This is a genomic window from Flavobacterium sp. WC2421 (assembly GCF_040822115.1).
Classification (GTDB): domain Bacteria; phylum Bacteroidota; class Bacteroidia; order Flavobacteriales; family Flavobacteriaceae; genus Flavobacterium.
The window spans coordinates 1,368,663-1,382,090 of record NZ_CP162004.1 but is presented as its reverse complement, the minus strand read 5'-3'; the positions used below and the strand labels follow the sequence as shown (position 1 = coordinate 1,382,090).

At 33.2% G+C, this 13,428-nt stretch carries 10 protein-coding genes; 6 read left to right on the top strand and 4 right to left on the bottom strand.

The window, feature by feature from the left end; all coding sequences use genetic code 11:
- The first annotated feature begins 721 nt into the window (after positions 1 to 721).
- The 3 genes from metK (at position 722) to AB3G33_RS05830 (ending at position 3,500) form a co-directional block, all read left to right on the top strand.
- On the top strand, positions 722 to 1,972 hold the full coding sequence (gene metK / locus AB3G33_RS05840; RefSeq protein ID WP_367773318.1) for a methionine adenosyltransferase: 1,251 nt from the start codon (positions 722 to 724) through the stop codon (positions 1,970 to 1,972).
- Positions 1,973 to 2,094: 122 nt separating this feature from the next.
- On the top strand, positions 2,095 to 2,886 hold the full coding sequence (locus tag AB3G33_RS05835; protein WP_367773316.1) for a hypothetical protein: 792 nt from the start codon (positions 2,095 to 2,097) through the stop codon (positions 2,884 to 2,886).
- Positions 2,886 to 3,500: a deoxynucleoside kinase gene (locus AB3G33_RS05830; protein ID WP_367756910.1), complete on the top strand. Its 615-nt coding sequence runs from the start codon at positions 2,886 to 2,888 to the stop codon at positions 3,498 to 3,500. Before AB3G33_RS05835 ends, AB3G33_RS05830 begins: the two co-directional genes overlap by 1 nt.
- A 108-nt stretch (positions 3,501 to 3,608) precedes the next feature.
- On the opposite strand, the gene AB3G33_RS05825 is transcribed toward AB3G33_RS05830, so the two are convergent.
- The 4 genes from AB3G33_RS05825 to AB3G33_RS05810 form a co-directional block, all read right to left on the bottom strand.
- Positions 3,609 to 6,074 (bottom strand): sodium-translocating pyrophosphatase, encoded by a 2,466-nt coding sequence (locus AB3G33_RS05825; protein ID WP_367773314.1) that lies wholly within the window; start codon positions 6,072 to 6,074, stop codon positions 3,609 to 3,611.
- Between the two features lie 112 nt (positions 6,075 to 6,186).
- Positions 6,187 to 6,717: an inorganic diphosphatase gene (locus tag AB3G33_RS05820; protein ID WP_367756906.1), complete on the bottom strand. Its 531-nt coding sequence runs from the start codon at positions 6,715 to 6,717 to the stop codon at positions 6,187 to 6,189.
- A gap of 308 nt (positions 6,718 to 7,025) precedes the next feature.
- Positions 7,026 to 9,503 carry a DUF5686 family protein gene (locus AB3G33_RS05815; RefSeq protein WP_367773312.1) on the bottom strand — a complete coding sequence of 826 codons (2,478 nt, stop codon included), beginning with the start codon at positions 9,501 to 9,503 and terminating at the stop codon, positions 7,026 to 7,028.
- Positions 9,504 to 9,573: 70 nt separating this feature from the next.
- Positions 9,574 to 10,554 carry a pyruvate dehydrogenase complex E1 component subunit beta gene (locus AB3G33_RS05810; RefSeq protein ID WP_367756902.1) on the bottom strand — a complete coding sequence of 327 codons (981 nt, stop codon included), beginning with the start codon at positions 10,552 to 10,554 and terminating at the stop codon, positions 9,574 to 9,576.
- A 265-nt stretch (positions 10,555 to 10,819) separates the two neighbouring features.
- Between AB3G33_RS05810 and AB3G33_RS05805 the strand changes: the two genes are divergently transcribed.
- From AB3G33_RS05805 to AB3G33_RS05795, 3 genes are all read left to right on the top strand, one after another.
- Entirely contained in the window at positions 10,820 to 11,566 is a 747-nt protein-coding gene (locus AB3G33_RS05805; protein ID WP_367773310.1) for an electron transfer flavoprotein beta subunit/FixA family protein, read from the top strand.
- An 83-nt stretch (positions 11,567 to 11,649) separates the two neighbouring features.
- The gene (locus tag AB3G33_RS05800) at positions 11,650 to 12,618 is read left to right on the top strand and encodes an electron transfer flavoprotein subunit alpha/FixB family protein (protein WP_367773308.1); all 969 of its coding nucleotides are present in this window, start codon (positions 11,650 to 11,652) and stop codon (positions 12,616 to 12,618) included.
- A 162-nt stretch (positions 12,619 to 12,780) separates the two neighbouring features.
- Positions 12,781 to 13,410, top strand: a complete 630-nt coding sequence (locus AB3G33_RS05795) for a bifunctional nuclease domain-containing protein (protein WP_367756896.1) — start codon at positions 12,781 to 12,783, stop codon at positions 13,408 to 13,410.
- The last annotated feature ends 18 nt before the right edge of the window (positions 13,411 to 13,428 follow it).

Below are 13,428 nucleotides of genomic sequence, written 5' to 3'. Positions count from 1 at the left end.
ACCAAAAGGATTCAAGTTATATAAAACTTATACTTTTGGAATCAACAGACCTTATCGCAAAACATTGCGACAACTATCTGAATCTTTTTATTTGAAAATATTTTCATTTATTTATTTTTATGAATCGTACTATTTGTATAAATTAAAAAAGCCTCCCAATTGTCTTGGGAGGCTTTTGCTATATTATATTATATATAATTTAAAGCAATAACTAGCTCCCGAATTTCTTCGATAGGACTACAAATTGTTTACAAATATTAAAATTCATCTTTGGTATTTTTTACTGAAACAAATATCTTATTTAATTCTGTATCTTCCAAATAATTCACAACTATTTAACGATATTTTCATCTTTAAAATGAAAAACAGAGATACTATTAACAAATAACACTGATAATGTTATGAAATCAATTACTTTTTCGTTTTAAACTGGCACTCCTGCTACTTTTTTAAAAATCACGACCTCAAACCAGTTGTACTATTTAATTTGATTTTTAATTTAAAAAATAGTTAAGTTTAATTTGCAATTCAAAATGGTTTCATACATTTGCACCCAAATACAAGAGGAAAAATTTGAACTGATTGCAACCTCTTCATAATGAAACGAATTCATTATGAATACTGAAAATTTTTCAGTAGAAAAAATGCTAAAGCAGAAACTCTCCTTTAGCTCGATATTTGCAATTATTTTTCCTCGCTTAATTTTAAAATAAAAATTATTATGGCTTATTTATTTACGTCAGAATCTGTGAGCGAAGGACATCCAGACAAAATTGCAGATCAAATTTCAGACGCATTAATTGATAACTTTTTAGCATTTGACGCTGATTCAAAAGTAGCTTGTGAAACTTTAGTGACTACAGGTCAAGTAATTTTAGCAGGTGAGGTAAAATCAAATACCTATTTAGATGTACAAAACATTGCTCGTGAAGTAATCAGAAAGATCGGTTACACCAAAAGCGAATATATGTTTGAAGCCAATTCTTGTGGTATTCTTTCGGCAATTCACGAACAATCAGCAGATATTAATCAAGGTGTTGACCGTTCTAATCCAGAAGAACAAGGAGCGGGTGATCAAGGAATGATGTTTGGTTACGCTACAAACGAAACAGAGAATTATATGCCATTGGCACTTGATTTATCTCATAAATTATTACAAGAATTAGCCCTATTAAGACGTGAAAATACAGCAATCACTTATTTACGTCCTGACGCTAAATCTCAAGTAACACTTGAATATAGTGATGATAACATCCCAACTCGTATTGACGCGATTGTTATATCAACTCAACATGATGATTTTGACGAAGAAGCGATTATGCTTGCTAAAATCAAGAAAGACATTGTGGAAATCTTGATTCCTAGAATCATTGCAAAAAACCCAAAAAGCGCTCATTTATTTAACGATGCGATTCACTACCACATTAACCCAACAGGTAAATTTGTAATAGGTGGACCTCATGGAGATACTGGTTTGACTGGTAGAAAAATCATTGTGGATACTTACGGCGGAAAAGGTGCTCATGGTGGAGGTGCATTCTCAGGTAAAGACCCTAGTAAAGTAGATAGAAGTGCTGCTTATGCAACTCGTCATATCGCTAAAAACTTGGTTGCTGCTGGTGTTGCTAGTGAAATTTTAGTACAAGTATCGTACGCTATTGGTGTTGCTAAACCTATGGGAATCTTTATTGAGACCTACGGAACATCAAAATTGAACTTGACTGACGGTGAAATTGCTAAAAAAGTAGAAGCTATCTTTGATATGCGTCCTTACTTTATTGAACAACGCTTAAAATTAAGAAATCCTATCTACAGTGAAACAGCTGCTTACGGACATATGGGACGTACACCTGAAACGGTAACGAAAACTTTTTCTGCTCCAGGAGGATTAACAAAAACTGTTGAAGTTGAGTTGTTCACATGGGAAAAATTAGACTTTGTTGACCAAGTTAAAACGGCTTTTGGATTGTAATTAATTTAAATTCAGTTATACAAAAAACCCAGCTCTTAAGCTGGGTTTTTCATTTTGCACCAGTTATATTCTTATAAAATAAAAAAAATAGTATAATGCTTTTTTTGTAATTTGCCTGCATTATGAAAAACTTGATTGTATTATTTTTTTTTAGCTCGATCGCTACTGTTTTTGGACAGAACAAAATGCTATTTGCTTCAAAGTTAAATTACATTGCAATCGATGCTGATGAATTTATAGGTTATGACCAATTTGGTTTTCATTACACCATTAAAAATAATGTGTTCACCAAAACTAAAGACGGTGAATCGTTAGACTATAAAAATATTGCTTTAGGCAAAATCACAAAAGTGGACATTCAAAATCCTTTGAAAATTATTTTATTCTACGAAAACTTCAATTCAGTTATCATTTTAGACAATCAATTGAATGAAATTCAAAAAATAAACTTTTCAGAAAACCCAACTCCAATAGTTGCAAATGCAGTAGGAATAGCTTCCCAAAACCAATTGTGGGTGTACAATAGTTTGAATCAGCAAATAGGTTTATATGATTATTTAAAAAACGAATATAAATCTATCTCAACTTCGTTTCCTGAAAGTATAAAATACTACCAATCCAATCTTACAACATTTTATTGGGTCGATAAAAAACACAATTGGTATTCATGTGACCGTTTTGGCAAAATAACTACAAAGATAAAAACCATTGATTTTGATCAAATAAAAATCATCACCGAAAATCAATACCTCATTTCTAAGAATTCAATCCTTAGTATTGAAGATATTGACAAAAATGAAAAATATGAAATTGAAATTTTAGAAAAAACCTTTAAAAATTTCAGCTACAAAGACCAAATTTTATCTATTTTTACATCAGAGGGAATTACAAATTATAAAATCACAATACCATAATGCACATAGCAGTAGCAGGAAACATTGGATCTGGAAAAACAACTTTAACACGTTTATTAGCGAAACACTTTAAATGGGAACCCCATTTTGAAGATGTTGTTGACAATCCATATTTGGATGACTTCTATCATCAAATGGAACGTTGGTCCTTTAATTTACAAATTTATTTCTTGAATAGTCGTTTCCGTCAAGTAATGCAAATTCGTGAAAGTGGTAAAAAAATTATTCAGGACAGAACCATTTATGAGGACGCACATATCTTTGCTCCCAATCTTTATTCGATGGGATTAATGACAAATCGTGATTTCCAGAATTACAGTTCTCTCTTTGAACTAATGGAATCAACAGTTAAAGCACCCGATTTATTGATTTATTTAAGAAGTTCCATTCCTAACTTAGTTGGTCAAATTCACAAACGTGGCCGCGAATACGAATCCACAATTTCTATTGATTATTTAAGCCGTTTGAACGAACGCTATGAAGCATGGATTCATACTTATGATAGAGGGAAGTTACTTATTATAGACGTTGATAATATTAATTTTGTCGACAATCCAGAAGATTTAGGAGGCATCATACACCGCATAGATACTGAAATAAACGGATTGTTTTAGTTCTTTCCCCGACTCTATTGCTAGGAAAAAGAAACCATAACTCAATTAAAATATAAAACGAAAAATGCCTCACTTTCATGAGGCATTTTTCGTTATAAGTAAAAAGCATTACTTCAAAGCATCAATTTTTGCCTGAACCTCAGCATCCGTACCTTCAAAAACTTGGGTATCTACTTTCCCATTAACAGTTGTAGTTACTGTTCCTACAACAGTTCCGTTTACACTTGTTTTTTCAATCATTATTTGTTTAGAGACTTCTTCATGCATCATTTTATTCCCTGACATCATGTGTTCACAAGATGGATTTGTACATCCTTTTGCAATACACTCTTCTTTAGACATCGAAGTACATGACCCAGTTGTCATACAACAACTAGCCTTAGAATCAGAAATAGTATGACTACCATTACCTAAAATTGGTGCCATAACTAATCCTATCAAACAAGTAAGTTTAATTAAAATATTCATAGATGGTCCTGATGTATCTTTAAATGGATCTCCAACAGTATCTCCAGTGACTGCAGCTTTATGCGCTTCAGATCCTTTATACGTCATTTCTCCATTAATCATAACACCTGCCTCAAAAGACTTCTTAGCGTTATCCCAAGCGCCACCTGCATTATTTTGAAAAACAGCCCAAAGCACACCAGAAACGGTAACTCCAGCCATATAACCTCCAAGCATTTCCGCAATCAATTGGTTATTATCGCCATAAACTAACTTACCAAGTATTACAATTGCAATCGGAAAACCAATGGTCAAGATTCCCGGCAACATCATTTCACGTAATGCGGCTTTTGTAGAAATATCAACACATTTTGCATATTCAGGTTTGCCAGTTCCTTCCATAATTCCAGGAATTTCTTTAAACTGACGACGCACTTCATACACCATATCCATAGCAGCTTTTCCCACTGAGTTCATCGCTAATGCGGAGAAAACTACTGGTATCATTCCTCCTACAAATAACATGGCCAAAACAGGTGCTTTAAAAATATTAATCCCATCAATCCCCGTAAATGTTACATATGCTGCAAATAAAGCCAATGAAGTCAATGCTGCAGAAGCTATAGCAAAACCTTTACCAGTTGCCGCTGTAGTATTCCCTACAGAGTCTAAAATATCTGTTCTAGTACGTACTTCTTTTGGCAATTCGCTCATTTCAGCAATTCCACCAGCATTATCAGATATTGGTCCAAAAGCATCAATTGCTAATTGCATCGCTGTAGTGGCCATCATTGCCGAAGCTGCTAGAGCCACACCGTAAAATCCTGCAAAAGCATATGAAGTCCAAATGGCGGCTGCGAATAATAAAACTGTTGGAAAAGTAGAAATCATTCCTGTTGCTAATCCTGCAATAACATTAGTTCCAGCTCCAGTACTTGATTTTTGTACAATTGCCATTACTGGTTTTGTCCCCAATCCTGTATAATACTCCGTTACTGATGAAATTGTTGCCCCAACTACTAAACCTACGATAGTAGCGTAGAATACGCGCATTGAAGAGATATCCTGTATTCCTTCACCAAAAAATTCCATTTTCATTGTTGTAGGTAACATATATTGCACTAAAAAATAACAAGCAATGGTAGTAAGACCAATAGAAACCCAGTTCCCGATGTTTAACGCTTTTTGAACTTGAGCTTCTTTAGCATTCACATCAGTAATTTTTACCAGCATCGTTCCGATGATGGAAAACAATATTCCGAAACCAGCAATAGCCATCGGTAATAATATAGGACCGATTCCTCCAAAGACATCCTCGATCTTCCCACCCATATCTTTGATAACATAATTACCTAGTACCATAGCCGCTAAAACGGTAGCTACGTAAGAACCAAATAAATCGGCCCCCATACCTGCTACATCACCCACATTATCGCCCACATTATCAGCAATAGTTGCTGGATTACGAGGATCATCTTCAGGAATACCTGCTTCTACTTTACCTACTAAATCAGCGCCAACATCGGCTGCTTTAGTATAAATACCACCTCCTACACGAGCAAACAAAGCGATAGATTCAGCACCAAGTGAGAACCCTGCCAATGTCTCTAGAACAATTGTCATGTCTTCATTAGAAGTCCAAACCCCATTCATGAAGTAATGAAAAAAGAAAATAAAGAAAGAAGTTAACCCTAAAACGGCCAACCCCGCTACACCTAATCCCATTACAGTCCCACCACCAAAAGAAACTTTTAAAGCTTGTGGCAAACTGGTACGAGCAGCTTGTGTTGTTCTTACATTTGTTTTAGTTGCTATTTTCATTCCCATATTCCCCGCGAGGGCAGAAAAAAACGCTCCAAAAACAAAAGCTACTACGATTAATATATTTGTAGTCGGCACGAAATAAGAAACCCCTGCCAATGCAATACTTGCTCCTATTACGAAAAATGTTAATAACCTATATTCTGCTTTAAGAAATGCTAATGCTCCTTCGTAGATGTGATCTGAAATCTCTTTCATTTTTCCATCTCCAGGATCTTGTTTTAACACCCAAGCTCTTTTAACCCACATAAACAGAAGTCCAACAAATGCCATTACTATTGGCAAGTAAATCATAATTGTATTCATAAATTCGTTTTGGTTTTTGGTTAATAATCAATAGTATAGGAAACGAATTTAAATAAAAAAAGCAATACTCTTTATAGAATATTGCTTTTTTTGTAAAATTTATAGGATAAAATTATTTAATACTAAATAATCCCTCTGGTTTGTTTTCGATTTGATTAAAACGATCTGTACATTTTTTTATGATGTCATACGCTTCACCTACATCTCCCCAGCCACCAACATCAACTGTTTTGTTTTCAAGATCTTTGTATACTTGAAAGAAATGTTCAATTTCTTTTAGTAAGTGTGGATTCATATCAGACAAGTCATTTAATGAATTCCAAATTGGATCTGAAACTGGTACGCAAATTACTTTTTCATCTGGTCCTTTATCATCTGCCATGTGGAAAACACCAATTGGCTTTACTTCCATTACACATCCTGGAAAAGTGGGTTCATTTACTAAAACCAATACATCAAGTGGATCTCCATCTAAAGCTAAAGTTTCAGGAATGAAACCATAATCAGCTGGATACATCATTGAAGAGAATAACATTCTATCAAAACGCATTCTTTTTATTTCGAAATCATACTCGTATTTATTTCTACTTCCTCTTGGAATTTCGATTAACACATCGAAAGTTGTTATTTTATCTGCAGTCATTTTATTATATTGTCTTAAATTCTATATCTATGCGTGAGCAAAAGTAAGGTAAAAACACATTTATTACAAGAATTATTTATCTTAAAACACAATGAGACAAAAGCTTTACAATTTATCAACGAGAAAGGACAAAAGTGTTTTCTTTAAATAATAATGTTACAATTAAAAAAAATATTACCATCGCCTTTGAACTCTTTTTTTTTAGCCCAGATAGCAGTGAAAATCCTTTTCTTTTTTTCTTTAAAAAAGAAAAGATTGAAACGAATAGCTGGATATAGCTCCAGATACTGAAACAAGTTCAGCATAAATTAAAAATAGAAACCAAAAGATCCTTTCACTGAAAAACGCTGTGTATCTGGTGTATTTAAATAACTTCCTCTCCAAGCAAAATCGATTCTAAATACTTTGAAGATATTACCGATTCCAGCACTATATTCCCAATACACATTTTCTGGAGCTACATAATTTAAACCCGAAGCGTTAATGGCTCTATTGGCATCTGAAATGGTTCCATAAACACCTTTTGCCCCTATTATTTCTCTCCAGTTGAGTTTTCTCATAAATGGAATTCTAGAGAAAATTCGTCCTCCAAAGTTATGTTCCCATTGTAATGTAGCATATTGATCTGTTACAAACTCATAAAAATTAAGATTGCTAAACGTATTTTCAATTGTAAAATAAGTTTGATTTCCTGGAATCACACTCATCAAACCAAGTGGAATAGTACCAAAAGTTTTACCCACTTCCATAATCACATTTGAACGACCTAGTGGTCCTATAATTATAGGTTGCTTATAATACAATTGAATTTTTTCGTACTTAAAATCACTATTCAACAAACCTTTAAAACCATGACTGTAATTGACATAAAAACGACTAAATGGACTATCAACATTAGAACGTTCTACTCCATAACCAATTGTTTTCCTATTAGGTGTATATTCAACCTGAAAATTAACTTCGGATTGTTTTACATCACTTTTAATGGATGTATTTGTTGCATCTGTAAAATAATCCAAACTAAAAGTAGGAGATGCAGACTCTAATGTTCTATATGAAAAACCAGCTTGGAACGTAAGATTTTTAATGGGTTCCATTTCGACACCCACATTTGTCAGGTTTATATTAGTCAATTTACCATTACTTCCTGATGAAAAAACAGATGACGAAGCAAAACTTCTACCCAAAACATCATTTGTTGTGGTTAAACTTGCTCCAATTTGTTCAATATCCCTTCTATTACCCCCAGAAATTATGATTCTCTTTTTCTTATCCACCATCCATTTCCCAGACAGGCCATACTTGAATTTATTGTCATCAAAACCATAAGCAGTATACCCTTGTAATCTCCAAGCATCATTAGGTCCAAAATAAGTCCTTCCTCCTGCTCTCAAACGCACTCCTTCTACTTCATTGTAACCAAAAGAAGAAAAAATTGGACCATAATCAAAATGACCTATGGGTATATAACCGCTCCCAAGTACCTGAACTAAACTATAAATTTGCTTAAACTTCTTGACGGTTTGCAAGGTATCCAGCATTTTATAAACCCCTTTTTCATCTTTATTCAGATTTTCAAACCTGTTTTCTTCCCAGAATTCATCTGATTTATTGTAAACTTCATTATCAATATAATTTACCTCATCTTTATAAAAAGTAGTAGGTTTTTCTATATTAAATTTATGATTTTGATACAATGTAGTTCGCTTACCATAGACCCCCTTTGATTCGTCTTTTTTATTCAAGGCAAAATCCGACATCATATAATCTCGAGTTAAGAGAAAAATAGAGTCGTTTTGCACTTCAAATTCTTGTTCGATATAAATATCTTTCACCCAGTTAATATTGGCACTTTTTGTCACTGCCATATTAATTTTTTTAATTGCAAATGTGGTATCACTAACCCAAAAGTCCCCCTTGAAAGTCAATTCGTTTTTCCGTCTCGGATAAAATAAAATATTATAGCACCATTTTTTATCAATATACGCGCTATCTCTTAGGATATAATTATAGGTATCTATTCCTGTTTTAGATAATGGACTTGTAAAACTCTTATCAAAAAAAGTAAGGTGATTATTGTAAATATCATAATCAGAATACAAATCTTTTACAAATGATAAAATTTGTTGGTTGTTACTAAATCCAGAGTTTTTATTTGCTTTTATTTTCTCTTTAACCTTATTAATTTTATTATTTCCATAAACATCATATAAGGACTCATTTATAAAAATGGGCAGATACGTTTTCCCTGTAACGTTTGAAGTATCTATGTGATTAAAAATAAACTCCATTCCTTTGAAAAGTTTATTCTTCATAAACGCACTATCAATTGTGTTCATGTCAAATTCTACTTTTTCATATTTCTCCATTTGATATTGATCAAATTGAGAAAGACCATTTTTACGTTTTCTCTCCCAAATTTTTCGAAGAATATCAAGAGCGGGGTTGTTTTTTTTAGATGTCTTTCCCGTAAAAATAACAACCTCTTTTAAACTTTCGGCTTCGTTTATTTGTACTTTAAAATCATAGTTAATTAATTTTGACAAAGAAATTTCTTTATCCGAATACCCTACTGAAGTAACAATTAATGCCGTATAGTTTTGAGCAGACTCGATATAGAAACGCCCGTCCTCATTTGACAAAACACCAGTATTAGAATCCTTAAAAATTACATTTGCAAAAGGAACTGGTTGATTTGATTTATCAACAACAATCCCACTAACTTTAGTTTGCCCTATTATGACATTTGTTAATAACAACAAAAACAATAGTATATTCTTCTTCATAATTCAACTTTAAAAAAAAAACTTCATCACACTAACGCATGATGAAGCCTTTATATTATTTGTAAATGTATTATTTTTTATACATTACTTTTTTAACTGCTTTAATTACATCGTCAGCATTTGGCAACCACTCTTTCAATAAAACTGGAGAATATGGCGCTGGTGTATCTGCAGTAGTAATTCTTTGAATTGGTGCATCAAGAAAATCAAAAGCACGTTCTTGAACTACATAAGTAATCTCAGAAGCAACACTTGCAAAAGGCCAAGCTTCTTCAAGTACAACTAATCTATTTGTTTTTCGTACCGAAGTTAAAACCGTTTCATAATCTAACGGACGAACCGTTCTTAAATCTACGATTTCACAAGAAATTCCTTCTTTAGCTAATTCTTCAGCAGCTATATGTGCTTCTTTAATAATCTTACCAAAAGAAACGATAGTTACATCAGTTCCTGCACGTTTAATATCGGCAACTCCTAGTGGAATCGTATACTCTCCTTCAGGAACCTCGCCTTTGTCACCATACATTTGCTCTGACTCCATGAAAATAACTGGGTCATTATCACGAATCGCCGCTTTTAATAATCCTTTTGCATCATAAACAGTAGATGGAACTACTACTTTAAGACCAGGAGTATTAGCAAACCAATTTTCTAAAGCTTGCGAGTGTGTTGCTCCTAATTGTCCAGCAGAAGCTGTAGGACCACGAAAAACGATAGGAACATTGAATTGTCCACCTGTCATTTGACGCATTTTGGCAGCATTATTAATAATTTGATCTATACCAACTAAACAAAAATTGAAAGTCATATATTCTACAATTGGTCTACAACCATTCATTGCCGAACCCACTGCAATCCCTGTAAAACCAAGCTCTGCAATAGGAGTATCAATAACTCTTTTCTCTCCAAATTCGGCTAACATTCCTTTAGATGCCTTGTAAGCACCATTATATTCAGCAACTTCTTCACCCATTAAGTAAATAGACTCATCATGACGCATTTCTTCGCTCATTGCTTCGCAAATGGCCTCTCTAAATTGTATCGTTCTCATATTTGATATTGTATCAGTGTAATTTTCGAAAAGCAAAAATAAATATTTAAAATCATTTAATGCAAAATTACAACAAAATAATGATATGTTATTTTCAGTAATTTGTTATATCATCCTGATTAATAAAGAACCCAAATATATACTCATTTCATTTTCTAGTTCCGAAATCGTAATAGTTAATTGAAAATATTATGCATGCATAGTATATTATTCGAATTATTATTTTAAATTTGTAACAGAAATTAAGAAAATAAAACATACAACCATGAAAATATTAGTTTGCATCAGCCATGTTCCTGATACTACTTCGAAAATTAATTTCGTCAATGGCGACTCAGAATTTGACACCAATGGCGTACAATATGTAATCAATCCAAATGATGAATTTGGTTTAACTAGAGCTATTTGGTTCCAAGAAAAACAAGGAGCTACAGTAACTGTTGTCAATGTTGGAGGTCCAGAGACGGAGCCTACGTTAAGAAAAGCGTTAGCTATTGGTGCAAACGAAGCAATTCGAATCAACGCCAATCCAACTGATGGTTTTTTTGTTGCTAAACAACTAGCCGAAGTAATCAAAACTGGAGGTTATGACTTAGTTATAGCAGGAAAAGAATCACTAGATTATAATGGAGGAATGGTTCCTGGAATGATTGCAGGAATTTTAGGCTATAACTTCCTTAATTCATGTACAGATATTACAGTTGATAGTACAAATGTAAAAGCAGTTCGTGAAATTGATGGAGGTAAAGAAACTGTCTCAACTAGTTTACCATTAATTATTGGTGGTCAAAAAGGATTAGTTGAAGAAAAAGACTTACGCATTCCAAACATGAGAGGAATTATGACCGCGAGATCAAAAGCTTTAGCAGTTGTAGAACCTGTTGATGCTCCAATAAACACAAAGGCAGTAAAGTTTGAAAAACCAGCCGCTAAATCAGCAGTAAAATTAGTTTCTGCAGATAATTTAGATGAGTTAATCGATTTACTACACAACGAAGCGAAAGTAATATAATTTTAAATTATGAATTTTAAATTGTGAATTAACATTCTCAAATACATTTAAAATTTATAATTCAACATTTAAAATAAAAAATCATGTCAATATTAATATATGCAGAATCAGCAGAAGGAAAATTCAAAAAAGTAGCTTTTGAATTGGCTTCTTATGCAAAAAAAGTAGCAGAAACATTAGGAACAACTGTAACCGCTGTAACCGTTAACGCAGGAGACGTTTCAGAATTAGCAAAATACGGAGTGGACAAAGTATTAAAAGTTAGCAATGATAAGTTGAGTGGTTTTACAGCCAAAGCTTACGCTGATGTTATTAAACAAGCAGCACAAAAAGAAAATGCTAAAGTAGTTCTACTATCTTCAACAACTGACAGCATTTACTTATCTTCACTTGTAGCAGTAGCTTTAGAAGCTGGTTATGCTTCAAATGTAGTTGGACTTCCAGTAAGCACTGCTCCATTTCAAGTAAAAAGAAATGCTTTTTCAAACAAAGCATTCAACACAACAGAAATCACAACGGATGTAAAAGTATTAGGACTTGCTAAAAACTCCTACGGGATTTTTGAAAATGCTTCCACATTAACTGAAGAAGATTTCAACCCAACAATTGGAGAAAATGATTTTGGTGTAAAAGTAGAATCAGTAGAAAAAGTATCTGGAAAAGTATCTATTGCAGATGCAGACATTGTAGTATCTGCAGGTCGCGGATTAAAAGGACCTGAAAATTGGGGAATGATTGAAGAATTAGCATCAGTTCTAGGAGCCGCTACAGCATGTTCAAAACCAGTTTCTGATTTAGGTTGGAGACCTCACAGTGAACACGTAGGGCAAACAGGTAAACCAGTTGCAACGAACCTGTATATAGCAATTGGAATTTCAGGAGCTATACAGCATATTGCAGGAATTAGCTCTTCAAAAGTAAAAGTTGTTATCAATAGCGACCCAGATGCACCTTTCTTTAAAGTTGCTGATTATGGAGTTGTAGGAGACGCATTTGACATCGTACCCAGATTGATAGAAAAACTAAAAGCATTCAAATTACAACACTCTTAATAATACTATATTGTTAAATAAATAAGCTGCCTGAAACAAGATAATTGTATCTTTGTAAACAGGCAGTTTTTTTGTGTCCTTTTTTTTTATTAAAATTGCACTGAATTTAACAACAATTCCCAATCTCTAAATAAGTACTTTGTACTATTCATTTCAGCAATTATGAGCTTAGTAAAATTATCCATCAAAGGAATTTCATACAGCCAAACACAAAATGGAGCATATGCTTTAATTTTGAATGAAGTTGATGGTGAGAGAAAGTTACCTATCGTAATAGGAGCTTTCGAAGCGCAATCAATAGCAATTGCACTAGAAAAAGAAATCAAACCACCACGTCCATTAACACACGATTTGTTTAAAAATTTTGCTGAGAGATTTGATATCGTGGTGAAACAAGTTATCATACACAAACTAGTTGACGGCGTTTTTTATTCGAGTATTATTTGCGAAAGAGACAAAATAGAAGAAATAATTGATGCTAGAACATCCGATGCTATTGCTCTAGCATTGCGTTTTAATGCGCCCATTTATACTTATAAAAATATTCTTGACAAGGCGGGTATATACTTAAAAGCAAACCCACAAGAAGCTGACAAAGATTCGCAAGAAATTGATGACATTCTTTCAAATCCTGAAACTTTTGGACAAGAAGAAGAAAGCAGTCAATCAAACAGAGCCTATATTAAACACAGTCTACAAGAATTAAGTGAACTACTAGAACAAGCTGTTGCTCACGAAGATTATGAAAAAGCAGCAAAAATTAGAGACGAAATTTCAAAAAGAGAATCGTAATTAAGATAAGCAATAGGC

Coding starts and splice junctions, on each gene's coding strand:
- metK (WP_367773318.1), top strand. CDS start 722: ATGGCTTATTTATTTACGTCAGAATCTGTGAGCGAAGGACATCCAGAC.
- AB3G33_RS05835 (WP_367773316.1), top strand. CDS start 2,095: ATGAAAAACTTGATTGTATTATTTTTTTTTAGCTCGATCGCTACTGTT.
- AB3G33_RS05830 (WP_367756910.1), top strand. CDS start 2,886: ATGCACATAGCAGTAGCAGGAAACATTGGATCTGGAAAAACAACTTTA.
- AB3G33_RS05825 (WP_367773314.1), bottom strand. CDS start 6,074: ATGAATACAATTATGATTTACTTGCCAATAGTAATGGCATTTGTTGGA.
- AB3G33_RS05820 (WP_367756906.1), bottom strand. CDS start 6,717: ATGACTGCAGATAAAATAACAACTTTCGATGTGTTAATCGAAATTCCA.
- AB3G33_RS05815 (WP_367773312.1), bottom strand. CDS start 9,503: ATGAAGAAGAATATACTATTGTTTTTGTTGTTATTAACAAATGTCATA.
- AB3G33_RS05810 (WP_367756902.1), bottom strand. CDS start 10,554: ATGAGAACGATACAATTTAGAGAGGCCATTTGCGAAGCAATGAGCGAA.
- AB3G33_RS05805 (WP_367773310.1), top strand. CDS start 10,820: ATGAAAATATTAGTTTGCATCAGCCATGTTCCTGATACTACTTCGAAA.
- AB3G33_RS05800 (WP_367773308.1), top strand. CDS start 11,650: ATGTCAATATTAATATATGCAGAATCAGCAGAAGGAAAATTCAAAAAA.
- AB3G33_RS05795 (WP_367756896.1), top strand. CDS start 12,781: ATGAGCTTAGTAAAATTATCCATCAAAGGAATTTCATACAGCCAAACA.